Genomic DNA, 25,930 nt, shown 5'->3' with positions numbered 1-25,930 from the left:
CCCCCAGCTGAGACTTTTTCATACATTTCGAGGTCTTCAGACTATGTCTCGTACCATTATGCTTGTCCCAATTAGCGCCGGTGTTGGTCTTACTAGTGTTAGCATGGGCGTTATTCGCGCTATGGAGCGCAAAGGTGTAAACGTTTCGTTTTACAAACCTATCGCTCAGCCACGTACAGGTGGCAACCAACCGGATCTAACATCTACTATTCTTAAATCAAACAACGATATTAAGATTGGTACTCCAACGCCAATGGACGAAGCGCAAGCGCTTATCCGTAACGAGCAAACTGACGTTTTGCTAGAAACAATCGTTGAGCGTTTCAACCAAATTAACGACGCAGATGTGACCCTGATTGAAGGTCTTGTTCCAACTCGTAAGCACCCGTTTGCTAACCAAGTGAACGAAGAAATTGCTAAAACTCTTGGCGCTGAGATCGTGTTCGTTGCTACTCCAGGCACATACAACCCATCTCAACTTAAAGAGCGTATCGAAGTTGCTGTTTCAAACTTTGGTGGCAAGAAAAACAAAAACATCTCAGGCGTTATCATTAACAAACTGAACGCTCCTGTAGATGAAGCTGGCCGTACTCGCCCTGACCTATCTGAAATCTTTGATGAATCAGATGCAGCTCAGCAAGCAAACATCCAGTCTATGGAAATCTTCAACACTAGCCCAGTACGTGTACTAGGTTGTGTGCCTTGGAGTGTTGAGCTAATCGCTACACGCGCTATCGACATGGCTAAACACCTTAAAGCAGATATCATCAACGAAGGTGAAATCTCTACTCGTCGTATTAAGAGCATCACTTTCTGTGCACGCTCTCTACCAAACATGATTGAGCATTTCAAACCAGGTTCACTGCTTGTTACTTCAGCAGATCGTCCAGATGTAATCGTAGCAGCCGCTCTTGCATCAATGAACGGTGTTGAAATCGGTGCAATCCTACTGACTGGCGGTTACGACATCCCTGAAGAAATTCGCGGTCTATGTCAACCAGCACTAGACTCTGGTCTACCGATCTTCAAAGCGCAAGGTAACACTTGGCAGACGTCTCTAAACCTTCAAAGCTTCAGCGTTGAAGTACCAGCAGATGATAAAGAGCGTATCGAGTTCGTTAACGAACACGTTGCAAGCCACATCGATGGTCCTTGGATTGATACTCTAACTGAAGGTGTTGTTGCATCTCGTCGTCTAAGCCCACCAGCGTTCCGTTACCAGCTAACTGAATTTGCTCGTCGTGCGAACAAACGTATCGTTCTTCCAGAAGGTGATGAGCCACGTACAGTTAAAGCTGCGGCTATCTGTGCTGAGCGCGGTATCGCTAACTGTGTACTTCTTGGTAACCCTGAAGAAATCCGTCGCGTTGCAGCACAACAAGGTGTTGAGCTAGGCGCTGGCGTTGAAATCATCGATTCTGATGCAGTACGTGAAAACTACGTTGCACGTCTTGTAGAACTTCGTTCTAAGAAAGGCATGACTGAAGTTGTTGCTCGTGAGAAGCTACAAGATTCAGTATTCCTAGGCACAATGATGCTTGAGAATGGCGAAGTAGACGGTCTTGTTTCTGGTGCAGTTCACACTACAGCAAACACTATCGTTCCTCCGTTCCAAATCATCAAGACTGCACCTGATGCGTCTATCGTTTCTTCAATCTTCTTCATGCTTCTGCCTGATCAAGTATTGGTATACGGTGACTGTGCAATCAACCCAGATCCAACAGCTGAGCAACTGGCTGAAATCGCAATCCAATCTGCAGATTCTGCAGCGGCATTCGGTATCGACCCTCGCGTTGCAATGATCTCTTACTCTACTGGTGAGTCAGGTAAAGGTGCAGACGTAGATAAAGTACGTGAAGCAACTAAACTTGCTCAAGAAAAACGTCCTGATCTAGTGATCGACGGTCCTCTACAGTACGATGCAGCGATCATGGAGAACGTAGCGGCTTCTAAAGCACCTAACTCTCCTGTTGCAGGTAAAGCAACTGTCTTTGTATTCCCAGACCTAAACACTGGTAACACAACTTACAAAGCAGTACAGCGTTCAGCAGACCTAGTGTCTATCGGTCCAATGCTGCAAGGCATGCGTAAACCTGTTAATGACTTGTCTCGTGGCGCACTAGTAGACGACATCGTTTACACAGTTGCTCTAACAGCAATTCAAGCAACTCAATAATTGTTGCTCTCTGACTAAAATTGAAAAGGCCGGTATTTTTAAATACCGGCCTTTTTTTTGTTTAGCCAACGGCGCAAACAAATCACAGCAATGACGCCCATCATAGTGAGTCATGCTAGTGATTAATGTGATTGATATTCAGCGCTTAAAGACAGGAGAGTCGGTAGATACCGGAGGGGGTGGTCTGGGTCGCTATGACGCCTAATTACGATTTTCCCATTCATTACGGCATTCATAAGACGCCATTTCAAACTCTCGACAGATCCACGGGCGATTCTCATAAATCGTACACAGCATCGTATCCCTATCCACCGCAGAGCACCAACCATCCTCTAAACGCAACATAGTTTCACCGCCCCATTTATCCGTTGCGATATGCTCCTCTGGCACCCCTGTATCGGTGATGATCATCACTTCTAAGCGGCAACAACTGGCACGGCAAGTACTGCATGCGACTTCAGGTTCGCTAGAGGAATGTTCAGAGATTTGTTTAATTGGGATAGTGGTCATAGCAATCTATATTGAAGTGAGTGGGCATATAGTACGTGATTTATCTAAAACAAGATATGCGCTCAAGAAGCACAAAGAAAAAATGCCTGAGAACAAAGCGCGTTGTTATCAGGCGTTTTCGATGAGCCGTAACTCTACCATCAAAACACTCGCGCAGCTCTCAAGCATTATAATCTACAGCTAGGCTAAAAAATGCCTAGTATTGCAATTAAAGTCGCTTAATAAAGCCGACAATATAAAGCAACAAGATTGCGCCAATAGTCGACACAACTAAAGAACCAACGATACCACCAGCTGCAACACCAACGGCACTAAAGACAGTTCCACCAACAACCGCACCTAAAACACCCACCACAATGTTGCCCACCACACCAAAGCCGCCGCCTTTCATGAAGTTACCTGCTAGCCAACCTGCTAAAGCACCGATCAACAAAAATAGGATAATGTTCATGTGTTGTATTCCTCTTACTTTTTGAAAAATGCACTAAGAAAAGCCTGTTTCTTCGTACGCTTAGTGTCATAAAGTATACGTGCTCATAATAAATTCTGTTTATTGAATTCTAATTATCCAACTTGCAAGATCAAAAAAGGCCGGAACTTTCGTTCCGGCCTTCCATTGGATATTGACTCTGAATAAAGCGCTAAGCTTGAATACCGACAATCAACCAAGGTGCATTAGGTTGAGTCAGGTCACGCTCAAGGTGCCAGATATCGTTAATATCTTCTTCTACATCTTCAACGGTATCGCGGTAGCGGCCGGTGAATTGCAAGCTAAGCTGAGCTTTGCTCGCATCGTAGTCTGCACGTACAATTTCAGCATCCACATACATCACATCAGTATGCTGCTCACCTTGTAGTGATGCTCGCTCTGCTTTTAAGTCTTCAAACAAACTGGCAGAAACGTACTCACGAATGGTTTCCAACTCATTGTAATTCCATGCGCCTTGTAGGGTACGATAGTGCTCGCGAGAGCCCGTAACGAACGCAGCATGATCGAAACCAGGAGGATAGTTGTGAGGCACATCAGAGTGCGCTGAACTTCCAAATCCGGCCGCAGATGCTGGTTCAGTAAACGGTTTTTGCTCGGTAAACGATTGCGGTTCAGCTTGTTGTTTAAACTGACTGTTACCTTGTGGACCATTTGAATACGCAGGGCGCTGCTGGCTCATACTGCCCGCTTTTGCTCCCAACATACCGCGCAAGAATTTAAAGGCGAAAAACGCAATCAAACCCATAATTAGGATATCCATAAACTGGATTCCTTCAAACGCACCACCAAAGAACGCCGCTAATAGACCGCCTGCTAACAGGCCGCCCATAAGACCTCCCATTAACCCACCTTTTCGTGAAGTTGAGTTCGGAGTCCCTTTATTGTTTAAAGAATTAGTATTCGTTGGAGTGGCTTTAGGTGCAGGAGCCGTTTTAAAGCTCTTGCCAAAAGACTTACCGCCGCCAAATCGCTTTGCCTCAGTCACCGGTGAGTACACCATGGAGACGGATACTAGCAATACAGCCATAATCGAAAAAATGCGTTTCATAATCTCTCTTTGGTTTCTATGATTCCATTCAATACTACCTATTAGCACTGAATAAATGAACTCTGTTTCAGCATAGAGTTGTTAAAGTTTATTGCAATCTAGTACTGCATCACACTCTTTTTAATCACTAGATAGCATATACAGTGTTTTCCATAGAACAATGGGTACTAAACCCTACAATAACTGGGTGTATTTCGTTTGAGGCCGTTATCATGAGTGAAAATTTAAACATGCCTAAGCCTATGTCGTTATTTACTAAAAAGCACATTCCTTTTTTTATTGTATTAGCCTTTTGTTTTACTCCTTTTTTGCAGTCTCCCTCTGCATTAATTCTCGGCTTAATATTATCTCAATTAGGGTTGGTCCCAACTCATTTACCGATTGCGAAATGGACTAAAAAGCTACTGAGCTATTCCATTATCGGCTTGGGCTTTGGTATCTCTTTATCAGAAGCACTCAAAGCGACCTCTAGTGGTATAGGTCTGATCATGACCACGATTTTCATTACCTTACTAGTGGGAACTTGGGTTGCGATCAAACTGGGCATTGATAAAAAAACGGGATATCTTATTTCCAGCGGTACCGCCATTTGTGGAGGAAGCGCAATTGCCGCGGTGTCTCCAGCCATCAATGCGAATGCCAACCAAACCGGCTTAGCGCTGGCGACAGTCTTCATACTCAATTCTATCGCGCTGTTTGTCTTTCCCGTTATTGGCCATGCTTTGAATTTAGACCAACACACCTTTGGTGTTTGGGCGGCGATCGCGATTCACGATACATCGTCGGTGGTGGGGGCTGCAAGTGCCTATGGTGAGGAAGCGTTGCGTACTGCAACCACATTGAAACTGGCACGCGCGTTGTGGATTATTCCAGTGACACTAGGCAGTGCTTGGTATTTCGGTAAAGGAAAACACAAACTGCAAATCCCTACCTTTATCTTCTTGTATATTGGTGCGGTGGTTATCAGTGATCTACTGCCACAGTTTGATGCGTTTTATCACCTAACGTTCTCAGTCGCCAAACAAATGCTCGTAGCCTGTCTATTCTTGATTGGTTCGGCAATTTCTTTAGAACAAGTTAAAGAAGCAGGATTAAAACCCTTATTGTTTGGGGTTGGGTTATGGCTAACCATTTCGGTTGGCACATTACTCTGGCTACTGCATTAAGCTTGCGTTAACGCCCATACATTATCTACCCCATAATGTATGGGTGACACCAATCACGCCTTACTTATAGCACTTTACTTAGAGCACCTTGTCATAATGACTTGGCTTCACTCGTGATAGAAACCAGTCACTGCTTTTCTTTGATGCTTTACCACCGTTAGCAAAGGCAATACCGACTACCAATGCAAACCCTAGCGCTTGTGCAATCGAGCCTGCTAAACCGTGATCGGCAAACGCCACGCCGAGACAAACCGCAACCAGTGTCCAAATAAAATACATAATCCATTCCATTGCTTGGTAACGGATGCTGACCAACAATACGGTGAGCGACACGTTACCCTGTTCATTGGTTAGGATTATGACGCTATCTTTGCGGTTTGAAAAAAACTCTTTTGAACTATGTCATAACTAAATGATTCTATAAAAACCAAAACTCTACGGTTTTGTTATAAAAAGTGCGCTATAAACGTTCGATGTGTTGTTTATACCAACTATGCTAAGTCAGTGTTCAGGAATAACGCAGTGACCGAGTATGTTAACACGCTAGAATGGCTCGTTATTGAGTAAGGTTGGTATCAGATAACCAAGCTTTCAGTTTGGCTCTAGAGACCTTAATACCTTGATTTAATAAATGGCTAGGAATAGGTAAGTAGTTGATGGGGCATTTGAATTTTTGCAGATGAGCTAAGCAAAGTTCATTAAGTTGCTGCTTTAATTCAGAGGTAAGCGTTTCCTGTGAAAGTGACAATAACGCTATAGGTCTATGACCAAATTCATGATCGGCTATGGGCATGATAAACGCTTGTGCTACCGACTGATGTTTCATCAATACTCGTTCGATTTCTTCACAGTGAATATTCTCACCACCAGAAATAAATAAGTTATCAGCCCGTCCCACAATCACAAGTTCATCATTTTGCCAATCACCAAGATCTTGTGTATCAAACCAACCATTTTGTAGAGGTAAGGGGGAAAGACTCCCATTTTTCCAATACCCTACGGCTAAAGTATCACCTGCGACAAAAATCCTTTGCTCTTCAAGCTTAATGGCTCGCTTAGTCAGCACTCGCCCTGCGCTGTCTGTTTCATCGACTCTTTTGGCCGTGACGGTAGATGCCATTTCTGTCAGTCCATACCCAGCCCAAGTATCTATACCACGTTCGCGCGCCGCATGGGCTAATTGATGAGGAATGATAGCGCCCCCTAACAACACTCGTTGCAGTGTCAGAGGCGTTTGCTGTTGCAGTGCTCGTTGCAATTGTGTCGGCACCATTGAAGTATGACTCACCCCGTGTAAATCCAGCCCCTGTCCTTCTTTTAAACGCAGGCAACAACCACTAAGCAGCCAGCGCCAAACAATCGCTAAACCAGAAACATGAAACAGTGGCAGAGATAACAGCCAAGTGCTCGTAGCATCAAAATGAAATGAATCCTGTAAACCCATCGCTGACGCTAAGTGGTTGTTGACAGTATGCGCCACCGCTTTAGGGTCCCCTGTAGAGCCTGAGGTGAAAATCAGGCTGGCAATATGAGATAAAGAGAAATTTGAATCAGAAGACGTCACGTCTCCGCCTACTGAAAAATCCACTTGCACGCTGTTCATTAACGGCAGCAATCGGGAGTCTATAGTGGGGCACAGGTAACAATATGAACCCCCTAATATCTGCTGACGCTTAATCAGTTCAGGTTCAGGTAATAAAGGGACGATTGACACCACTATCCCTTCCTCTAGTGCAGCAAGGTACACCAGCAAACTTTGCAGTGAACTGTGCGCCGTTACTAACATTAATACATCTGAAGAAGCTAACCCCTGCTCTAAGAGTTGCTGTCGCACCGCTGCAACACGACTGGCAAGCTCTGACCATGAGTAACGCCCGACACGGCACAGTAAAGCGATGTCATTCGCTTGGGGCGCTAGCGACGCTTTGTTATCAGAACATTTGCTCCAATAACAAAGAGGAGATTGATGGGAAAATAGCGTATTGAGGGACAAGGTTTATTCCGAGCTCTGATGCCAAACTAATGTTTGAGAGCTCAAGCTTCTGATCGGTAATTCACTGCCTGGCCACGGAGTATGTAACTGCTCTTTAAACAACTGTAGCGTATCTAAACCCGGTGTAGTCATTGGTGTAAATTGATGAGCTAAGCGAGCAAGTTGAGATAGCCCTAGGCTGGATTCAATGCTAGAGCTGATCACAGCGACAAGCCCAAGTGCTTGTGCTTTTTCTATCAATTGGATGCAACGCTGAATATTGCCAATTAACATAGGCTTAATCACAATCGCTTTCGCACCGGTTAAAAACTCCAAGTTAAAATCTGGGTTCATCACCCCGTTTTGCAAGGTTTCGTCCCAACCAATAGCAATGCCCGTTTCGATGGCAAACGTCAAACTGTCACCCGGTGCACTGCACGGCTCTTCGATATATTGAATACGAGAGCGTAAAGACGGGTTTATTTTGCTCGCAAACTGTTTGGCTTTGTCTAAATCCCAAACACGATTCGCATCCAGTCGAAGCTGTATATCAGGAGTCGCTTCTAAAAATAAATTCACTAAAATTCCGTCACGAATAGGCTCATAGAGTCCGACTTTAATTTTCGCAACTTTATCACCCTGCATCGCCTTTAATGCAGGAAGGAGTTCATCGGGATCGCCATGGCAAAAAGGGGCGGCTTGATAGTTCCCTTCTGCGCCCAATAAACCGTTTAATTCAAATTCCGCCATGGATAAACCAAAGGCAACGGAAGGATAAGAGGAGTTACTATCGAGCGCCTCTCCTGCTGTCCATTTTTTTAATCGAGCCACCACTTCAACAAATGCTTGGTCCATGGTTTCGTGGCTAAATCCGCTCAGGGGGGCGACCTCACCATATCCGACTCGATTATTCTCCGATAATTCGACAATCCAGCCTTCTCGATTCGTCAGTTTTTGTTCACGTAAAATAACACCGCTATCCATCTCAAGCTGATAGCGATATAAATTAGCCTTTCTCATAATTATAATTTCCTAAGCCAATATTTAAGCCGACATTGAAGCTAACACTGAAGCCAACTAACTCAGTGCGAGGCGCATCATATCGAGTTTACCTCTTCGATGGATAAGAGCTGTGTCAACTTTTGTGCATATTTGTAAGGCTGTTCTTTATGTGTGTTGTGTCCAGCCCCTAGTATTACTGAAAATGGCACTTTGTTTTGTGTATACAAGCCCATAAATTTCACGTCGTGTTCACCCACAATATAATACGTTTTTAAGTGTGTGTTTTGCTCAGCAGCGCATAGTTTATCCCGTAGATAATCCTGATGAGCCAGTGAAGTCACCGACATGACCTGTGCTAATGCCGCACCCGCATTGTGTGAACGCTCCTCGACCAATGCTTTTATTTGCTCCCTTGATAGAGATGCAAACACCTTTTGCTGATACCAATCCTGTAAGACATTAGGAAGTGTCTGCTCAGAAAAACGAGTTATCCAACGACGATCATTTTCCCAACGTTCCTGCTTCTCTGACCCTTTTTGTAGGCCAAAGTTTCCTCCCTCGAATACAAATCCAGCAATAGGCATTGGGCGATGATGAGCGGTTAACGCAAAATGCATCAATAAACGTGCACCTAAAGAGTATCCCACCAGCACCAGTGGCACTTTATCATCGGGAAGTTGTTGCAACTGTTGATCAATAAATTCAACAAACCCATCAATACTATCAGGTATGGGAAATTGACTGGCATGACCATGCCCGGGAAGATCTATCGCATAGAGATCCCAACAAATAGGCAGATGATCTTTTTGTGAATGCCAATCCTCTGCACTCCCCAAGAAGCCATGCACAAATACCACCCTAAGTGTTGGCTTACCCTGTGCAGAACGAAACGCACGAAGTGGCGGATGAATACGGCTATCTTGAGGCATCTATTGGCTCTGGATATTTAAGCTGAGGGATTTTATATGTGCAGAAGCCTGTCCTGCGGGAGTCACCACTTCAATCAATAATGAGCGCGGTGACTGCCCATCAAAATCTGCGACCAACTGCTGCAATTGCGCCCAAGTACTTGGACGCGCATAGCCCATGTTAAATTGCTGAGCCGCTTGCTTAAATTGATACCCATGAGGCATTTGATAAAGACGTTGTTTATGATTGTCATCCACGGGCAGCATATCAAAAATAGCGCCACCATCATTATTGAGTACTAATACAATCCCGCCGCTTTGCGCCAGCAATGAAAGAGAATTTAAATCATGCAGCAATGAGGTATCACCAAGTAGCGTTAACGTTGGCTGCTTTGAGGCAACTCCCACACCGGCACTGGTAGCAATAAGGCCATCAATTCCCGAAGCACCTCGATTAGAAAATACGCGGCTATTGAGCTTTGTCGATAACATATCCACTAAGCGCACTCCGAGACTATTGCCTAAGAACAGCTCAAAACCATCAGTGAGCTCATGCAGTTTCATCGCAACTTCAATCTCTGTAATCGTGGTTGAAGCCAGTCCCTTTGCTTGAGTGAGTACATTGATGCTGTGCGCTTTGAGTCCATCACCCCACTCACGGCTAGATGATTGAAGATGGAGGGTTGAATCTAACTGCCATTCACCTTCTAAGCGTAACATCGGCAAGTGATCGGGATTTAGCACTCCTGGCTCATCACACACGAGTATGTATCGCGCAAAATCTGGCCGAGCAACGCTGTGCTTAATAAAACTGAGCAACCTTTTTGACACTAATCTTGCGCCAAACTGCAAGATAACCTGACACTGAGCAAGCTCTCTATTTGCAGATGGACTTTGTAACCAAATATCATAGCCACTCCAGTCAGAACTGATGCCCGACTGAGGATCACACAAAATAGGCCAGCCCAATTGTATCGCCAGTGCGTTAACTTGCTTTGCTTTCTCGTGTGTGAGCCTACCCACGACAATCAGTCCTTTACGGTCTTTGTAACGCTGAATACAACAGTGTAAATCTTCACTACTTGAACATGCAGGGGCGGCATCGAGATAAGGTCGATTTGAGTCAAACCACCCAGAAGGTAGCTCTATAAGTTGATTTAATTGGGGGCTTTGAGCCACATACAGTGGTTCAGGAAAAGGGCAATTAATGTGGATAGGCCCGTTTAATTGGGCTTGAATTGCCATTATGTTTGCCGATTCAGACAACAACCAATCAAGCGCAATTTCACTGTTGGGGCTAGGCAGAACCAGCGCTTGAGTTACATGACTTGAAAAGATGCCTTGCTGAACAATGGCCTGATTTGCTCCAACACCCACTAACTCTTTAGGTCGGTCTGCGGTCAGTAATATCAACCTTTCGCCAGTCAGATTGGCCTCGACAACCGCAGGAAGTAAATTGGCTACCGCAGTCCCGGAGGTCACAATGACAATCACTGGCTGCTCGGTGGCTTTAGCTATGCCAAGAGCAAAAAAGCCTAGTCCTCGCTCATCAAAATGGGTATGCAACGTCAGTGCATTATGCCTAATGGCTTCAAGTGCCAATGGTGTTGAGCGCGATCCCGGCGCAATACACACATGCTGAGCACCAAATCGGGTAGCCTCTTCAATCAGTACCGCCGACCACACTCGATTCAGTTGTGCTTGATTAAGCTGCGTTAAAGAAACATGGGGCTGCACCGGCTTGCTCATGAAGCTTGTTCCAACACACTTTGCTCAGTGATTAAACTCAGTAACGTCGACATTTTCTTATCCAGTTCTTGCCACTCATGTTCAGCCTCTGAGCCCGGTACAATGCCTGCGCCCGCAAACAAATGTAAGTTATCGTCCTGCACTAGCGCACTACGAATCGCCACACAAAACTCCGCATTTTGGTCGCTAATATACCCAACAGAGCCGCTATACCAAGCTCTAGAAAACGGTTCATTCTGCTCAATAAACTCAAGCGCTAAATGTCGTGGCAATCCAGCCACCGCTGCGGTGGGTTGCAAGGCTTCTAAAAGTTTACTTTTGTCTGCGTGCTTTGATAACTCGGCTTGAATATGCCTTTTTAAATGCTGCACGCGACGCAATTTCACCAAACGAGCTTCATCATCAACTTCTACGTTATTACAAAATGGCGTTAAACGTTCGACAATATCATCTACAACGTATTGATTCTCTTGTAGGTTTTTTTTGTCATTAATCAACCAGTTTGCAAGTTCTAAATCTTGAGCGGGGTGACTATGTCGACCTATCGTCCCTGCCAACGCTTCTGTTTCAATCAGTTGGCCTCGGCGACTATACAATCTCTCTGGTGTAGAGCCTATAAAGGAGTGTCCCTGCTCAAGTTGTAACAAAAAGTGAAAGCTGTGGCGGTTTTGCTTGCGGCTTAATGCCAGAAGTTCAACACCTTTTAGTGCTGAATCAAGTTTAATCGTCGTTTGACGAGCCAACACCACTTTCTTTAGCTCAGTCGTCGTAATTGCCTGTAAAGCCAATTCAACCGTATTATTCCACAATGCTTTACGTGGAGTATGAGTCACGTTTTTTACCGCTGGCAGCGAATTTGGCAAGGGCAAAGTATCTGCGCACAGTAAATACACTGCACGACGCACCGCGTCTCTGTCTTCCATTAAGTTGGCCGCAAGGAACCAATCTTGATTGCGTCGAACCAACTCTATGTGCGGTAAAAAGAAGAATGAGCTTAAACAGCGCCCTTTGTTATCTTTATACGGAAAAGCGTACCCACCCCAAATGCGTTGCTTATGATTTAGCATAGAGTAAGCAGGGTTAATTTCATTAAAGGTTCTTGCTTGACCTAATGCGACAACTTCTTCCGTTGTGTCTCTAGATTGCCAGTAGAACTTAGGGAAAAGAGGTTGATTTTCCATCCAAGGAAGAACGGAATCAGTGCAAACTTCTTCTACTGGCACCTCAATACGACAAGCATCAATAGGCGCAGATTCAATGTGTTGGGCGAGTTGCTGTATAGCATTTGCAAAATGAGACAATGTGACCCCTAACCCTCTATTTTTCTTATGATTACCCAATAATTGGCTTACTCTAGAGCGAGTGATTAGCCAAATCAAGCAGGACAACTACAATTGTAGAGTAAACATAAATTTAAGCTCTCAATTCGTGATAACTCAATTGTTTGGGCATAGATTTTTCTACTCAAAAACACCAATTTAGTGTAATTTGATACTATTCTCATCGATTAAATTTAAGGGTTGACAATGAAAAATATCGAGATGTCTTCAAAACTCGATAATGTATGCTATGACATTCGTGGTCCTGTACTAAAACATGCTAAGCGCATGGAAGAAGAAGGGCAGAAAATAATTAAGCTAAACATTGGTAACCCCGCCCCATTCGGCTTCGATACTCCAGAAGAAATCTTAGTCGATGTATTACGACACTTACCGACTTCTCAAGGTTATTGCGACTCAAAAGGGATTTACTCTGCTCGTAAAGCCGTAGTACAGCACTACCAAAAAAAGGGCTTATTATCGTTAGATGTTGAAGATGTCTATATGGGGAATGGGGTTTCTGAGCTGATCGTCATGGCAATGCAAGCCTTGCTCGATAACGGCGACGAAATGCTGGTACCTGCACCTGATTACCCATTATGGAGCGCCGCGGTATCACTCTCGGGTGGCACCCCAGTCCACTATATTTGTGATGAAGAGTCCGATTGGTATCCAGACCTTGCTGATATCAAAGCTAAAATCACCCCAAAAACTCGCGGCATTGTACTCATCAACCCGAATAACCCAACTGGCGCGGTGTACAGTCGAGATTTTCTATTGCAAATCGTTGAGATTGCACGCCAGCATAAACTGATCATCTTCGCTGACGAAATCTACGACAAAATTCTTTACGATGGTGCAACTCACACTTCAATTGCCACACTGGCCGACGACGTAGTGATGGTCACATTTAATGGGTTATCAAAAGCCTACCGCATCTGTGGTTTCCGTAGCGGATGGATGTTTATTAGCGGGCCAAAACACATTGCAAAAGGCTATGTGGATGGTTTGGATATGCTCGCCTCTATGCGATTGTGTGCCAACGTGCCAATGCAGCATGCGGTGCAAACTGCGCTGGGTGGCTATCAAAGTATCAATGAACTGATTTTACCGGGTGGGCGCCTGCTCGAACAGCGTGACAAAGCCCACGACATGATCACTTCAATACCCGGCGTCTCGTGTGTGAAACCAAAGGGAGCATTGTATCTTTTCCCTAAACTCGACCCTAAAATTTACAAAATTCATGATGACCAGAAAATGGTACTCGACTTTTTACAACAAGAGAAAGTGCTGTTAGTTCAAGGGTCAGGGTTCAATTGGCCAAAACCCGATCACTTTAGAATAGTGACATTGCCTTATGCCGAGGACCTCGAAATCGCGATCAGTCGCTTTGAGCGTTTCATTACTCAATACACACAATAATTGATACTAAAGAGGCCTAGCGCCTCTTTTTTTACACATTAAGGATGATTAGCATGCACAACGAAAGCCACTTTTTCGCTCACTTAGCTCGAATGAAACTGATTCAACGCTGGCCATTGATGCGTTCCGTTTCAAAAGAAAACATTTCGGAACACAGCTTACAGGTCGCTTTCGTGGCGCATGCTTTAGCCATCATTAAAAATAAAAAATTTAACGGAAAACTCAACCCAGAACGCATTGCGGTATTAGGCATGTATCATGACAGTAGCGAAGTGTTAACGGGCGATCTTCCGACACCAGTCAAATACTACAACCCTTACATCGCGAAAGAATACAAAAAGATAGAAGCCGCTGCCGAACAAAAGTTATTGTCAATGGTGCCAGAAGAATTGGTCGAAGACTTTAAACCTTTTCTTATCAGTGGTGAAGCAACCGAAGAAGAGCATTCATTGGTAAAACAAGCCGATTGCATTTGCGCCTATCTTAAGTGCTTAGAAGAACTGTCAGCAGGTAACCATGAGTTTGCAGCGGCGAAGCGACGTCTGGAACAAACACTACAAGACAGAGACTCCCCTGAAATGTGTTACTTCCTCAAAACCTTCTCTGCTAGTTTTGAATTAACGTTGGATGAAATTAGCTAACTGATCTAATTCAACAACAAAGGACACCGTTAGCGGACACAGACATTTAAATGACATGGGCAATGACACTGCATGGAAGTAGATAAACTCTGGCAACAACGCATCAATAGCGAGCAGAAAGTGCGGCTAAATGATCACCGTGATCCCTACCAAAGAGATCGTGCGCGCGTACTCCACTCTGCCGCATTTCGTCGTTTACAAGCCAAAACTCAAGTGCATGGAACGGGCAGCAATGACTTTCATCGCACTCGCCTCACCCACTCATTAGAGGCGGCACAAATCGGATCTGGGATACTGGCGCAGCTGCAATCAAAACATTTAGAATTGAGCTCAATACTCCCCACCACCAGCCTCATTGAAACCCTGTGCCTTGCGCATGATATTGGACACCCACCGTATGGACATGGCGGTGAAGTCGCACTCAATTATATGATGCGTGAACATGGCGGCTTTGAAGGGAATGCCCAAACCTTTAGAATCGTCAGCCAGCTTGAGCCATACACCCAACATCATGGGATGAATCTATGTCGTCGAACCTTACTTGGCTTGTTAAAATACCCCGCTTTACTCAGCAAAGTAGAGCGAGACAGCATCCCTGATGGCGTGGATAACCCGAGACAGCTCAAAGCCAGTCGTTGGATGCCAGCAAAAGGGGTATTTGATGTTGACCAAGTCTATTTTGATTGGGTATTGCACCCTCTATCCGAACAAGACAAAACGGCATTCAGCCAATTGCAGCCCCATTCAGGACAGCGCTCTGTGACCAAAAAAACACAGTTTAAATCATTAGACTGCTCCATCATGGAACTTGCCGATGATATTGCCTACGGCGTCCATGATCTAGAGGATGCTATCGTACTGGGTTTAGTCTCTAAGCAGCAATGGCTTGAATCAGCAGCCAGCAGGCTAGCGCATTGCGGTCATACTTGGATGGAAAACGAAATACAACCGCTTACAGAGCAGCTCTTTTCTGGGGAGCACTATCTGCGTAAAGATGCGATAGGCAGTATCGTCAATGCGCTACTCACCAGTGCTGAAGTGACCGAAATCAGAAACGCAGATTTTGTTCATCCTTTATTGCGATACAACGCGACCTTGCGAGCGCCTATGCTAGAGGTACTTAAAGTATTCAAAGATTTTGTTAGCTGTTACGTCATCCAAGCCACAGAGGTTCAGTTAATCGAATATAAAGGCCAACAAGTGATCATTGATCTATTTGAAGCGTTTAGTGGCGATCCTGAACGCTTACTGCCTGAAGCAACCAAAAAGAAATGGCAACTGGCAAGAGATCAGCAAGATCAGGGCTTTAGAGTTATCTGTGACTATATTTCAGCAATGACTGACGGCTATGCAAAAAAGTTGCATTCAAAAATGTTTGCCAGTTAACGATGCCGGCCACCAAGGTATTTATCGTATGTCCCTGCTGGCAGTTGAGCAATTTGAAACTCTACCATTTTATCAAAAGCGGTAATTAAAGGGGTTGCATCGCACGCGTCAAGTATACTCAGCGCATGATAAGCCGCTTCAAGTGTCGATAAGGCGTTGGCTTTCGGCGCTTTGCGTATCGTGTATCGACCTTGCAAGTGTGTCGGTAGATGCACCTGATTCAGTCCATGCAAATTATGCGAAAGTTGGAAAATCTTAAAAGCTTTTTTCCAAGTGCCATCGATAAGAAACAAACGTGTTTTACACTCTGTACTTATACTCAAGCTTGTACTCTCTTGCGCCGCTGAATCGAATATAGAGCGCTGTGACAAATAATGCGCGTTGAGCTCCGCGGACTCTGCCGATGGGTACATGAGTAGATTTAACGTATTTGGCTCAGAAATCCACTGATTAACCAGCGGGTGCTCCGAGAAGTCCTCACCCACCAGTAACTGACAGGGCGAAACAGACAACTCTATGATTTTGGCAGTACCTTTCGCTTGATTCACCTCACTAGGGTGCTGCAAAATGACCACCTCTACAGTGCTTTCAACCGTTTCAATCCATTGGCACAGGCAAGCTTTTTTAGCGCGACCACAGCGCTCACAGTATCGGGACATAAAACGTGTATAAATTCCTCATTGCGTTCAGCTTGATGTTAGCTGTATTTTTGATTCCTTCGTTCTCCGAAGCATTACGCTGGCAGCACGATGTCATAGCGTCTCAGCAGTGGTGGCGTATATTCACAGGTAACTTTACCCATACCAATACCTACCACTTAGGCATGAATCTAGCAGGGTTATGGGTTATCTGTCACTTATTTCAAACCAAAGTGAAACCACTGGCTATTGCCATAGCCATTCTATCAACGAGTATTGGGATTGGACTACTCTTTACCGATACCCATATTTATTATGGTCTTTCCGGTGTACTGCATGGACTGTTTGCGTTGTATGCGTATCAGGAAATCGCCGCTGGCAAGCGCAGCAGTTGGTTTTTGTTAGCGGGGTTAGGCATAAAGATCGTGGCAGAAAACAGTGGGCTAATATCACTTTCTACAGCAACGTTAATCAATGCTAGAGTCTCGACAGAATCCCACCTAATAGGGTCGATTACAGGGCTAGCCATCGCAGTACTAGCCCATAAAGTGCTTAAACGATAATACTACAACCGAATACGCGATCGATTCTTATCCACGGTCGCCTGCCCTATCCCTTTCACTTGTTGTAAGTCATCGGCGTGTTTAAACTCGCCATGCACTTCACGGTAAGACACTATCTGCTGTGCTTTCTTCTCTCCGACACCCAACAATAAAGTAGCGAGCTCATGACTAGAAGCGGTGTTGATATTCACCTCTATTTCAATCCCTTCATAGTGGTCGGCTTTACTTTCATCAGCGGAGTATGCAGCAAAAGGCAGCAAGGCTAATAGTACTATCGCTACATATCGTTTTAAATTTGGAAAAGTCATCCCTATCTCCTTCGTTTGATTCAAAATGCTACAAGCCAAGCTCATAGCCTCATCGACTAACCTAGAAGAGATAGTTCTTATTGAGAATAGGATGGGGTAAAAACTAGAACGGGCCGCTAAGTGCGGCCCGTGAATTTATGTATCAGCGAGTGATCAATTACTGCGCATCTTCAGAGATGTAGTACTCGATATCAGTCTTATGACGTAGCGTTTGCAGCACGCCCATAAGATCTTGCTGAACATTAGCACTTTGCAGTTGCTGACCAATTTGCTCATTGTATTGAGCATCAATAGAAGTATTCACCTTAGCCAATTCAATAACCACAATATTACCCGCAGTATCAATTGATTTAGCGTAGTGCAATGCATCTTTAGTTGGATGAGGAATAGCAAACACAGTGTGTGACAATTCAGAGCTGCGATTGACAGTTTCCACCGCGCCAAAGCTCAACTTATTGCTAGCCAAAATAGAATCATCGCCAGCTTCAAGTGCACTAACCACTTTATCCGCTAACTCTGTTGCTAGCTTTTGACCTTCAACTTGTTGGTACTGAGCTTTTACTTTCGCAGCAACTTCTTCGTAAGGAAGTACGGTTTGCGGACGAGAGTCATCAATACGAACCACAATGATATGCTCAGGGTCTACTTCAACTACCGCAGAGTTTAGGCCGTCTTCGCTTACTTCAGGGGTTTTCAGCTCTTGCATTACCGCAGGAGACTTAAGAATCGCTGGAGCGTCTGCATTTGAGATGAAGTCAGTGGTTACCACTTTTTGACCTACAGCTTCAGCCGCATCATCTAGAGAATCAGGGTATTCAAATGCCACTGTTTCTAGTTTGTTTTGCAGCTCGTAGAAACGGTTCACCGCATCTTGCTCAGCCACTTCTGTTTTAATTTCAGCTGCAACTTCAGCAAATGGTTTAGCTTGCGCGCTCTTCAGTCCGTCTAGCTTGATGATGTGGTAACCAAAATCTGATTTAACAACGTCACTGTAATCGCCTACATTTTGTAGAGCAAATGCTGCTGCTTCAAATTTAGGGTCCATAACACCCTTCTCAACCAGACCTAAAGAACCACCGTTCTCAGCAGAACCAATGTCTTCAGAGTTTTCTTTAGCTAACGTTGCGAAGTCAGCACCCGCTTTTAGTTGGCTCAGAATATCTTTTGCTTTCGCTTCATCTTGAATCAAGATGTGGCTCAGGCTACGTTGCTCATGAGTCGAGTAACGATCGATGTTCTTTTCATAGAAGTCTTTTGCGTCTTTATCTGTCACAGAGTCGCTTTTCTTCATCTGTTCTGCAGAAAGTTCGATATAAGAAATCTTGAACTGCTCAGGACGAGTAAAGTTAGCTGGGTTGTTCTTATAGAATTCTTGTAGCTGCTCAGCGGTTGGTGTAACTGTTTTCGCCATTTCACTCGGTTGAATCGTGATAGTGCGAATGTCACGAGTCTGAGTTAAAAGACCTGAAGCGTGAGCTACTTCTTGTGGAAGGATAAATTCACTTTGCTCAACAGCGCCCAAAATCTTTTGACGAACAAGGTCGCTACGTAAGTATTCGGCAAAGCTCTCAGCATTGTAACCACCACGACGAAGTGCCGCGAGGTAAACTTGCTGGTCAAACTTACCGTCAGTTTGGAACTGAGGCATGCTCAATAGCACTTCACGAACTTTTTCATCGCTTACGCGTAGACCCAAAGAGTCTGCGTATTGTTCTAGCAGGATTTGGTTAACCATTTGATCCAGCACGCGCTGACGGAACGACTGCACGAATGCAGGGTCGCCAAGTTGGCTGGTAAAGTAGTCACCCATTTGTTGTTGAGCTCGGTTACGTTCATTTTGATACGCTTGTTCAAACTCAGGACGAGAAATTTCAGTATTTCCCACTTTTGCAGCAGAACTGTGTCCGCCACCCAAATAGCCACTTACGCCAGTGAAAACGAAAGAGAGAATGATCAAACCTAGAATGATCTTAACGGCTATGCTATTTACGCCTTCGCGTAATCTTTCCATCATAATAGTGCGAAACTCCGAAAATGTGGCCTGTATACTATTCAGGCTCTAAAAATCTTTGCCTCGATAATATCAGAAAAAGAAATGCGCACCAGTAGGATGCGCATAAATACAGGGTTTGATAGCGATAATTTGCTATCTGATCGGTTCTGAAGGCAGATTATTCGTTAACTGCGTCTTTTAAAGCTTTACCTGGCTTAAATGCAGGTACTTTTGCTTCTGCAATTTGAATCTCATCACCCGTCTTTGGATTACGACCAGTACGAGCAGCGCGAGTACGGACACTAAAGGTACCAAAGCCTACTAGAGCAACTTGGTCGCCACTTTGCAAAGTTTCACTGATTGTTTCAACTACTGCATCTAATGCACGGCCAGCAGATGCTTTAGATAGATCGGCGTTGTCTGCAATTTTTTCGATAAGCTGAGTTTTGTTCACTATGTATTCCCCTATTACTACTCGAGTGAAATTTAGAGTAGGTCAATTCCATTGTTGTATGAATCTAGCCACGCCCTTGGTATGAAAGGGATATAGCCTCATCAGTTAAGGTAGCGTTCAATAAAAAAGCTGACAAGTAATTTATACCTATCAGCTTAATTTACATGCTATTTTTTGCTATTTATCACTGTTCCGCTTGGAAAGTGACCCCTGTAGGGTCATTTTGTAATGCAATTGCTAGCACTTCATCAATCCACTGCACTGGTTTCACTGTGATATCTTTTTTGACGTTTTCTGGGATTTCTTCCAAATCACGCTCGTTATCTTTAGGAATCAGTACGGTTTTAATACCGCCACGGTGCGCCGCTAATAGCTTCTCTTTAAGCCCGCCAATAGGCAGCACTTCGCCGCGCAGTGTAATTTCACCGGTCATAGCAACTTCTGCTTTAACTGGGTTTCCGGTCAAGCTAGACACAAGTGCTGTACACATTGCGATACCCGCACTTGGGCCATCTTTCGGTGTAGCACCTTCTGGTACGTGAACGTGAATATCACGTTTCTCGTAGAAGTTTGGCGCAATACCCAGTTTTTCAGCGCGGCTTCTTACTACCGTCATCGCAGCTTGAATCGACTCTTGCATGACATCGCCCAATGAACCGGTTTGAGTCAACTTGCCTTTGCCGAGCATAGATTCAGTTTCAATCGTGAGTAGATCGCCACCGACTTCCGTCCACGCCAGTCCAGTCACTTGACCGATACGGTTATGATCGTCCGCTTTACCGTAATCAAAGCGCTGTACGCCCAAGTATTCTTTCAGATTATCTTGGTTCACTACCACTTTCTTCAGTGCGCTATCCAGTAGGATATTCTTCACCGCTTTTCGGCAAATTTTAGAGATTTCACGCTCGAGACTACGCACACCCGCTTCACGAGTGTAGTAGCGGATAATTCCAATAATTGCAGAATCATCAACCTCAATTTCATTAGCTTTCAAACCATTACGCTTAATCTGTTTTTCAAGCAAGTGGTTCTTGGCAATGTTCAGTTTTTCATCTTCGGTATAACCCGATAGACGAATCACTTCCATACGATCAAGTAATGGACCCGGAATGTTCATTGAGTTAGAGGTTGCTACGAACATAACATCAGACAGATCGTAGTCCACCTCTAGGTAATGATCGTTAAAGGCATTGTTCTGCTCAGGATCAAGTACTTCAAGTAATGCTGACGATGGGTCACCACGCATGTCTGATGACATTTTGTCGATTTCATCGAGCAAGAACAGTGGGTTTTTAACCCCAACCTTAGACATCTTCTGAATCAGTTTACCCGGCATAGAACCAATGTAGGTACGACGGTGACCACGAATCTCAGCCTCATCACGTACGCCACCTAGCGCCATACGTGTGTACTGACGGCCTGTTGCCGCAGCAATAGACTGACCTAGCGAGGTTTTACCCACACCAGGAGGACCGACCAAACACAGAATAGGGCCTTTCAGTTTATTAATGCGAGTTTGCACCGCCAAATACTCTAAAATACGTTCTTTAACGCGCTCAAGACCGTAGTGATCGGCATTCAGAACTTCTTCAGCTTTCGCTAAGTTCTTTTTCACCTTTGAACGCTTCGTCCAAGGCACGCCTACCATCCAATCGATGTAGCTACGAACCACGGTCGCTTCGGCTGACATCGGAGACATCATTTTCAGCTTTTGCAGTTCTTGCTCGGTTTTTTCACGAGCATCTTTTGGCATTTTAGATTCTTCAATCTTGATCTTCAGTGCTTCAAACTCATCTGGAGCATCGTCCATATCGCCCAGTTCTTTCTGAATCGCTTTCATTTGCTCATTCAGATAGTACTCGCGTTGGGATTTCTCCATTTGCTTTTTAACACGGCCACGAATGCGCTTTTCAACTTGCAGGATGTCAATTTCTGACTCCATGCTTCCCATCAGGAATTCTAAGCGTTCGTTTACATCGATAATTTCTAGCACACGCTGTTTTTCTGCCAATTTCAATGGCATATGAGCGGCGATTGAATCGGCTAGGCGCGGTGCATCATCGATACCGTTTAACGAGGTTAATACCTCTGGCGGGATCTTTTTATTAAGCTTGATAAAGCCTTCAAATTGGTTGATTGCACTGCGTACCACCACCTCTTCTTCTTTATCATCAATTTTCGGAGTAGTCAGAAATTCAGCGTCTGCAACAAAGAACTCATCTTCTCGAATAGAGTGAACTTTGGCGCGCTGTTGGCCTTCGACAAGTACCTTTACTGTACCATCAGGCAGCTTCAACAATTGCAAAATGGTTGCAACAGTACCTACTTGGAATAAATCTTCTTTGGTGGGTTCTTCTGTGTCCGCTTCTTTTTGAGCAACTAACAGGACTTGCTTGTCATTATCCATTGCAGATTGAAGGCAGTTGATCGACTTTTCACGACCAACGAACAGAGGAATGACCATATGTGGGTAAACGACCACATCTCGTAATGGCAGCACGGGTATTTCAATACGCTCGGAACGCTCCAAGTTCATAATTATCTCTCTTCCGTTTTCGGCTTATGGTCTTTATATAAGGTCACTTTAAATAGAATCAATACCTGTAACAATAAGAATCAGTTAACTTATTAAAATAGCGTTCTTTTTGCTTTAAATGACTGCAAAAACACGACTTAATAAGGGCAATGCCCATCGTTGTGGTTACGATTGTTGCTACAGTAGATAGATGATCATAGATCATCAAAAATAAAAAAAGCGAGCAGAAGCTCGCTTTTTATCTATCGAATGAACGATTAAGACTCAGCAATTGCTGCCTGATTATCACCACCGTCATAAATCATCAGTGGTTCAGACTCGCCATTAATCACTGATTCATCAATGACTACTTTGCTAACGTCTGTTTTAGAAGGCAATTCATACATGGTTTCAAGGAGTACATTCTCAAGAATAGAACGTAAACCACGAGCCCCTGTTTTGCGCTCCATTGCACGTTTAGCGATCGCTTTTAGTGCATCTTCGCGGAACTCTAACTCCACATCTTCAAGGTCAAACAAAGCAGCGTATTGCTTCGTTAGTGCGTTCTTAGGTTGGCTAAGAATTTGAATCAGTGCAGCTTCATCAAGTTCCGTCAATGTTGTGGTTACAGGTAGACGACCGATAAACTCAGGAATTAAGCCGTATTTGACCAAATCCTCAGGCTCAACCTGTTTGAACATTTCACTGACACTCTTCTGTTCGTCTTTAGCGTGAATTTCAGCGCCAAAACCAATACCAGAGCCAGTTTCTACGCGTTGTTCTATGACTTTATCTAGGCCGGCAAATGCACCGCCACAGATGAATAGAATCTTAGAAGTATCAACTTGTAAAAACTCTTGTTGAGGGTGCTTACGTCCGCCTTGTGGTGGAACAGAAGCAATAGTACCTTCAACCAGTTTAAGTAGTGCTTGTTGTACACCTTCACCAGAAACATCACGAGTAATCGATGGGTTTTCGGCTTTGCGAGAGATCTTGTCAATCTCATCGATGTAAACAATACCACGTTCAGCTTTCGCTACGTCGTAATCACATTTTTGCAGAAGTTTTTGGATGATGTTTTCTACATCTTCACCCACATAACCCGCTTCAGTTAATGTGGTCGCATCTGCCATGGTAAACGGTACGTCTAGAAGACGAGCCAGCGTTTCAGCTAGTAATGTTTTACCACTGCCTGTAGGACCAATAAGTAAAATATTACTCTTACCAAGTTCAACGCCGTCTGCGGTTTTATCGCCGTTACGAAGACGCTTATAGTGGTTATATACTGCTACGGAAAGCACTTTTTTCGCAAATTCTTGACCAATTACATATTCGTCAAGGTGCTCGCGAATATCTCGTGGGGTAGGCAAATCCTCAGACTCTTTCTTCGGAAGCGCCTCTTTGATCTCTTCACGAATAATATCGTTACAAAGATCAACACACTCGTCACAGATGTAGACGGACGGGCCCGCGATCAATTTGCGAACTTCATGCTGACTTTTACCGCAGAAAGAGCAGTACAAAAGCTTGCCACCCTCTTTGCTTTTATCTGTCATTCGCTAACCTCTTAGCTTTAAACTTCAATTCAATGATTAAAGTTTACATCAAAAAATCTTGAACCGACGACTTAATTGCCGCGAGACAATACCGAATCTACCAAGCCATAAGCAACTGACTCTTCAGCAGACATAAAGTTGTCACGGTCGGTATCACGCTCAATCACTTCCATTGGCTGACCTGTATGTTCAGCAAGCAGTGAATTAAGCTTCTTCTTGATAGTCAAAATCTCTTGAGCATGAATTTGAATATCAGAAGCTTGCCCTTGGAATCCACCTAATGGTTGGTGAATCATTACACGCGCACTTGGCAGTGCAAAACGTTTACCTTTAGCGCCACCGGCTAATAGGAATGCGCCCATAGAACACGCTTGTCCCATACATACAGTGCTCACATTTGGCTTGATGTACTGCATAGTGTCATAAATTGACATACCCGCAGTCACGCTGCCACCAGGAGAGTTGATGTATAGGAAAATATCTTTTTCTGGATTCTCTGATTCTAGGAACAACAGCTGGGCCACTACAAGATTGGCCATGTGATCTTCAACTTGTCCAGTCAAGAAGATGATTCGCTCCTTTAGCAAGCGAGAATAGATATCGTAAGAACGCTCACCTCGTGATGACTGCTCTACTACCATTGGTACTAGTGCATCCACAATTGGCGACATTACATTTTTTTCTTGGTAGCTCATAGTGTTATATCCCTATCCCTAAAAACAAATGGCCCGAATGATTATCTCATACGGACCATTATTAGTAGAAGAGTGACTGAAAAGTCAACCCTCTACGCAAACCAAACAGCATTAAGCAGGTTGTTGGTTCATAATTGCATCAAATGACTCTTCTTTCTCTGTCACTTGTGCTTTAGCGATGATAGCGTCGATCGCTTGCTCTTCTAGAGCAACGTTACGCATGTTGTTCATCATTTCTTCGTTGCTTTCGTAGTAAGCGATAACTTCAGAAGGATCTTCGTACGCTGTCGCCATTTCAGTGATCAGTGCTTTCACTTTCTCGTCGTCAGCTTTTAGTTCTTCTGCTTTGATAACTTCACCAAGTAGAAGACCAACAACTACGCGTTTGCGAGCTTGCTCTTCGAACAACTCACGAGGTAGTTGATCAGCTGCGTCAGTGTTGCCACCGAAACGTTGAGCCGCTTGTTGACGAAGTACGCCAATTTCTTGCTCGATAAGTGCTGCAGGAACAGTGATGTCGTTCTCTTTCGCTAGACCGTCAATCGCTTGCTCTTTGATACGGCTCTTAAGCGCTTGCTTAAGTTCACGATCCATGTTCTTACGAACTTCAGCTTTAAGTGCGTCAATGCCGCCCTCAACTACGCCGAATTTAGCAACGAACTCGTCAGTTAGCTCTGGAAGTTCACGAGTTTCAACTTTGTTCACTTTGATAGAGAACTTCGCTTCTTTACCTTTTAGGTTTTCAGCGTGGTAGTCTTCAGGGAATGCTACGTCGATTTCAAATTCCATACCTGCTGTTTTACCAGCGATACCGTCTTCAAAACCAGGGATCATGCGACCTTGGCCCATTTCTAGAGGGAAGTTTTCAGCTTTTCCGCCTTCAAATTCTTCACCGTCGATAGAACCAACGAAGTCGATAGTTGCGCGAGAGTCTTCTTTAACTTCAGAATCAACTTCAGTCCAAGTTGCTTGTTGCTTACGTAGAGTTTCGATCATGTTGTCTACGTCTGCATCTTTAACTTCTACTACAGGCTTCTCAACAGCGATGTTCTCAAGACCTTTCAGTTCGATCTCAGGGAAAACTTCTAGAGTTGCAGTAAATACAAGATCTTGACCTTCAGTAGTGTCTACTGGTGCGAAAGTAGGTGCACCTGCTGGGTTGATCTTTTCTTTAACGATAGTTTCGATGTAGTGACGCTGCATCACTTCACCCATAACGTCGTTACGTACCGCGTTACCGTACATTTTCGCTACCATTTTCAAAGGCACTTTGCCTTTACGGAAACCGTCGAAACGACGATTTTTAGCGATGTTACGTAGTTCAGCTGTCACTGCATCTTCAATGTTAGCAGCAGGAACAGTGATAGTTAGACGGCGCTCAAGACCTTCTAGAGTTTCAACAGTAGCTTGCATTATTTT

General features: G+C 44.4%; 23 protein-coding genes. 6 read left to right on the top strand and 17 right to left on the bottom strand.

What is annotated here, in order from left to right; translation table 11 throughout:
• The first annotated feature begins 43 nt into the window (after positions 1-43).
• Complete coding sequence (gene pta, locus VEZ01S_RS10630; RefSeq protein WP_021714046.1) at positions 44-2,176, top strand: phosphate acetyltransferase; 2,133 nt, start codon at positions 44-46, stop codon at positions 2,174-2,176.
• 201 nt (positions 2,177-2,377) lie between these two features.
• Here pta and VEZ01S_RS10625 read toward each other — a convergent pair whose 3' ends face one another.
• The 3 genes from VEZ01S_RS10625 to VEZ01S_RS10615 all read right to left on the bottom strand — a co-directional run bounded on the left by VEZ01S_RS10625 (position 2,378) and on the right by VEZ01S_RS10615 (position 4,224).
• A complete protein-coding gene (locus VEZ01S_RS10625) occupies positions 2,378-2,686 on the bottom strand; it encodes a YkgJ family cysteine cluster protein (RefSeq protein ID WP_021714045.1) in 309 nt (102 codons plus the stop codon).
• Between the two features lie 208 nt (positions 2,687-2,894).
• Positions 2,895-3,137: a GlsB/YeaQ/YmgE family stress response membrane protein gene (locus tag VEZ01S_RS10620; RefSeq protein ID WP_021714044.1), complete on the bottom strand. Its 243-nt coding sequence runs from the start codon at positions 3,135-3,137 to the stop codon at positions 2,895-2,897.
• Positions 3,138-3,327: 190 nt separating this feature from the next.
• Positions 3,328-4,224 (bottom strand): Tim44 domain-containing protein, encoded by an 897-nt coding sequence (locus VEZ01S_RS10615; protein WP_021714043.1) that lies wholly within the window; start codon positions 4,222-4,224, stop codon positions 3,328-3,330.
• Positions 4,225-4,466: 242 nt separating this feature from the next.
• Here VEZ01S_RS10615 and VEZ01S_RS10610 point away from each other — a divergent pair, with 242 nt between their 5' ends.
• Positions 4,467-5,390, top strand: coding sequence for a YeiH family protein (locus VEZ01S_RS10610; protein ID WP_040890756.1), 924 nt, complete (start codon positions 4,467-4,469; stop codon positions 5,388-5,390).
• Between the two features lie 78 nt (positions 5,391-5,468).
• Here VEZ01S_RS10610 and VEZ01S_RS10605 read toward each other — a convergent pair whose 3' ends face one another.
• The 6 genes from VEZ01S_RS10605 to VEZ01S_RS10580 form a co-directional block, all read right to left on the bottom strand.
• Positions 5,469-5,723 (bottom strand): hypothetical protein, encoded by a 255-nt coding sequence (locus VEZ01S_RS10605; protein WP_021714041.1) that lies wholly within the window; start codon positions 5,721-5,723, stop codon positions 5,469-5,471.
• 223 nt (positions 5,724-5,946) lie between these two features.
• Complete coding sequence (menE, locus tag VEZ01S_RS10600) at positions 5,947-7,383, bottom strand: o-succinylbenzoate--CoA ligase (protein WP_021714040.1); 1,437 nt, start codon at positions 7,381-7,383, stop codon at positions 5,947-5,949.
• A gap of 3 nt (positions 7,384-7,386) precedes the next feature.
• Positions 7,387-8,382 (bottom strand): o-succinylbenzoate synthase, encoded by a 996-nt coding sequence (gene menC / locus VEZ01S_RS10595; RefSeq protein ID WP_021714039.1) that lies wholly within the window; start codon positions 8,380-8,382, stop codon positions 7,387-7,389.
• 77 nt (positions 8,383-8,459) lie between these two features.
• Positions 8,460-9,293: an alpha/beta fold hydrolase gene (locus VEZ01S_RS10590; protein ID WP_021714038.1), complete on the bottom strand. Its 834-nt coding sequence runs from the start codon at positions 9,291-9,293 to the stop codon at positions 8,460-8,462.
• The gene (menD, locus tag VEZ01S_RS10585; RefSeq protein ID WP_021714037.1) at positions 9,294-11,021 is read right to left on the bottom strand and encodes a 2-succinyl-5-enolpyruvyl-6-hydroxy-3-cyclohexene-1-carboxylic-acid synthase; all 1,728 of its coding nucleotides are present in this window, start codon (positions 11,019-11,021) and stop codon (positions 9,294-9,296) included.
• Positions 11,018-12,322, bottom strand: a complete 1,305-nt coding sequence (locus tag VEZ01S_RS10580) for an isochorismate synthase (RefSeq protein WP_021714036.1) — start codon at positions 12,320-12,322, stop codon at positions 11,018-11,020. Before VEZ01S_RS10580 ends, menD begins: the two co-directional genes overlap by 4 nt.
• A 225-nt stretch (positions 12,323-12,547) precedes the next feature.
• On the opposite strand from VEZ01S_RS10580, the gene VEZ01S_RS10575 reads away from it, so the two are divergent.
• The 3 genes from VEZ01S_RS10575 to VEZ01S_RS10565 all read left to right on the top strand — a co-directional run bounded on the left by VEZ01S_RS10575 (position 12,548) and on the right by VEZ01S_RS10565 (position 15,789).
• Positions 12,548-13,762, top strand: coding sequence for a pyridoxal phosphate-dependent aminotransferase (locus VEZ01S_RS10575; protein WP_021714035.1), 1,215 nt, complete (start codon positions 12,548-12,550; stop codon positions 13,760-13,762).
• A gap of 53 nt (positions 13,763-13,815) precedes the next feature.
• Entirely contained in the window at positions 13,816-14,403 is a 588-nt protein-coding gene (yfbR, locus tag VEZ01S_RS10570) for a 5'-deoxynucleotidase (RefSeq protein ID WP_021714034.1), read from the top strand.
• A 72-nt stretch (positions 14,404-14,475) separates the two neighbouring features.
• Positions 14,476-15,789 (top strand): anti-phage deoxyguanosine triphosphatase, encoded by a 1,314-nt coding sequence (locus tag VEZ01S_RS10565; RefSeq protein ID WP_021714033.1) that lies wholly within the window; start codon positions 14,476-14,478, stop codon positions 15,787-15,789.
• Here the strand turns inward: VEZ01S_RS10565 and VEZ01S_RS10560 are convergent.
• On the bottom strand, positions 15,786-16,448 hold the full coding sequence (locus VEZ01S_RS10560; protein WP_021714032.1) for a tRNA-uridine aminocarboxypropyltransferase: 663 nt from the start codon (positions 16,446-16,448) through the stop codon (positions 15,786-15,788). The two genes, VEZ01S_RS10565 and VEZ01S_RS10560, sit on opposite strands and share 4 nt — an antisense overlap.
• Before the next feature lie 5 nt (positions 16,449-16,453).
• Here VEZ01S_RS10560 and rrtA point away from each other — a divergent pair, with 5 nt between their 5' ends.
• Positions 16,454-16,990, top strand: coding sequence for a rhombosortase (gene rrtA / locus VEZ01S_RS10555; protein ID WP_021714031.1), 537 nt, complete (start codon positions 16,454-16,456; stop codon positions 16,988-16,990).
• Between the two features lie 2 nt (positions 16,991-16,992).
• On the opposite strand, the gene VEZ01S_RS10550 is transcribed toward rrtA, so the two are convergent.
• The 7 genes from VEZ01S_RS10550 to tig all read right to left on the bottom strand — a co-directional run bounded on the left by VEZ01S_RS10550 (position 16,993) and on the right by tig (position 25,924).
• Positions 16,993-17,298 carry a ComEA family DNA-binding protein gene (locus tag VEZ01S_RS10550; protein ID WP_021714030.1) on the bottom strand — a complete coding sequence of 102 codons (306 nt, stop codon included), beginning with the start codon at positions 17,296-17,298 and terminating at the stop codon, positions 16,993-16,995.
• A 157-nt stretch (positions 17,299-17,455) separates the two neighbouring features.
• The gene (gene ppiD / locus VEZ01S_RS10545; RefSeq protein ID WP_021714029.1) at positions 17,456-19,312 is read right to left on the bottom strand and encodes a peptidylprolyl isomerase; all 1,857 of its coding nucleotides are present in this window, start codon (positions 19,310-19,312) and stop codon (positions 17,456-17,458) included.
• A 157-nt stretch (positions 19,313-19,469) separates the two neighbouring features.
• The gene (gene hbs, locus VEZ01S_RS10540; RefSeq protein WP_021714028.1) at positions 19,470-19,745 is read right to left on the bottom strand and encodes a non-specific DNA-binding protein Hbs; all 276 of its coding nucleotides are present in this window, start codon (positions 19,743-19,745) and stop codon (positions 19,470-19,472) included.
• 184 nt (positions 19,746-19,929) lie between these two features.
• A complete protein-coding gene (gene lon, locus VEZ01S_RS10535) occupies positions 19,930-22,281 on the bottom strand; it encodes an endopeptidase La (RefSeq protein ID WP_021714027.1) in 2,352 nt (783 codons plus the stop codon).
• A gap of 257 nt (positions 22,282-22,538) precedes the next feature.
• Positions 22,539-23,816, bottom strand: a complete 1,278-nt coding sequence (clpX, locus tag VEZ01S_RS10530) for an ATP-dependent protease ATP-binding subunit ClpX (RefSeq protein ID WP_021714026.1) — start codon at positions 23,814-23,816, stop codon at positions 22,539-22,541.
• Between the two features lie 71 nt (positions 23,817-23,887).
• The gene (gene clpP / locus VEZ01S_RS10525; protein ID WP_021714025.1) at positions 23,888-24,511 is read right to left on the bottom strand and encodes an ATP-dependent Clp endopeptidase proteolytic subunit ClpP; all 624 of its coding nucleotides are present in this window, start codon (positions 24,509-24,511) and stop codon (positions 23,888-23,890) included.
• Positions 24,512-24,622: 111 nt separating this feature from the next.
• The gene (tig, locus tag VEZ01S_RS10520; RefSeq protein WP_021714024.1) at positions 24,623-25,924 is read right to left on the bottom strand and encodes a trigger factor; all 1,302 of its coding nucleotides are present in this window, start codon (positions 25,922-25,924) and stop codon (positions 24,623-24,625) included.
• Positions 25,925-25,930 lie beyond the last annotated feature (6 nt).

Origin of the sequence: Vibrio ezurae NBRC 102218 (assembly GCF_000467185.1) — a bacterium.
GTDB classification, from domain to species: domain Bacteria; phylum Pseudomonadota; class Gammaproteobacteria; order Enterobacterales; family Vibrionaceae; genus Vibrio; species Vibrio ezurae.
The sequence above is the reverse complement of the archived record's forward strand: the minus strand, read 5'-3'. Positions and strand labels throughout refer to the sequence as shown.

Bases quoted from the DNA above. Each gene is read 5' to 3' on its own strand.
- menD (WP_021714037.1), bottom strand. From the start codon at position 11,021: ATGAGCAAGCCGGTGCAGCCCCATGTTTCTTTAACGCAGCTTAATCAA.
- menC (WP_021714039.1), bottom strand. From the start codon at position 8,382: ATGAGAAAGGCTAATTTATATCGCTATCAGCTTGAGATGGATAGCGGT.
- yfbR (WP_021714034.1), top strand. From the start codon at position 13,816: ATGCACAACGAAAGCCACTTTTTCGCTCACTTAGCTCGAATGAAACTG.
- VEZ01S_RS10575 (WP_021714035.1), top strand. From the start codon at position 12,548: ATGAAAAATATCGAGATGTCTTCAAAACTCGATAATGTATGCTATGAC.
- VEZ01S_RS10615 (WP_021714043.1), bottom strand. From the start codon at position 4,224: ATGAAACGCATTTTTTCGATTATGGCTGTATTGCTAGTATCCGTCTCC.
- lon (WP_021714027.1), bottom strand. From the start codon at position 22,281: ATGAACTTGGAGCGTTCCGAGCGTATTGAAATACCCGTGCTGCCATTA.
- tig (WP_021714024.1), bottom strand. From the start codon at position 25,924: ATGCAAGCTACTGTTGAAACTCTAGAAGGTCTTGAGCGCCGTCTAACT.
- VEZ01S_RS10620 (WP_021714044.1), bottom strand. From the start codon at position 3,137: ATGAACATTATCCTATTTTTGTTGATCGGTGCTTTAGCAGGTTGGCTA.
- pta (WP_021714046.1), top strand. From the start codon at position 44: ATGTCTCGTACCATTATGCTTGTCCCAATTAGCGCCGGTGTTGGTCTT.
- VEZ01S_RS10565 (WP_021714033.1), top strand. From the start codon at position 14,476: ATGGAAGTAGATAAACTCTGGCAACAACGCATCAATAGCGAGCAGAAA.
- VEZ01S_RS10610 (WP_040890756.1), top strand. From the start codon at position 4,467: ATGTCGTTATTTACTAAAAAGCACATTCCTTTTTTTATTGTATTAGCC.
- VEZ01S_RS10550 (WP_021714030.1), bottom strand. From the start codon at position 17,298: ATGACTTTTCCAAATTTAAAACGATATGTAGCGATAGTACTATTAGCC.
- clpP (WP_021714025.1), bottom strand. From the start codon at position 24,511: ATGAGCTACCAAGAAAAAAATGTAATGTCGCCAATTGTGGATGCACTA.
- ppiD (WP_021714029.1), bottom strand. From the start codon at position 19,312: ATGATGGAAAGATTACGCGAAGGCGTAAATAGCATAGCCGTTAAGATC.
- clpX (WP_021714026.1), bottom strand. From the start codon at position 23,816: ATGACAGATAAAAGCAAAGAGGGTGGCAAGCTTTTGTACTGCTCTTTC.
- VEZ01S_RS10625 (WP_021714045.1), bottom strand. From the start codon at position 2,686: ATGACCACTATCCCAATTAAACAAATCTCTGAACATTCCTCTAGCGAA.
- VEZ01S_RS10590 (WP_021714038.1), bottom strand. From the start codon at position 9,293: ATGCCTCAAGATAGCCGTATTCATCCGCCACTTCGTGCGTTTCGTTCT.
- VEZ01S_RS10560 (WP_021714032.1), bottom strand. From the start codon at position 16,448: ATGTCCCGATACTGTGAGCGCTGTGGTCGCGCTAAAAAAGCTTGCCTG.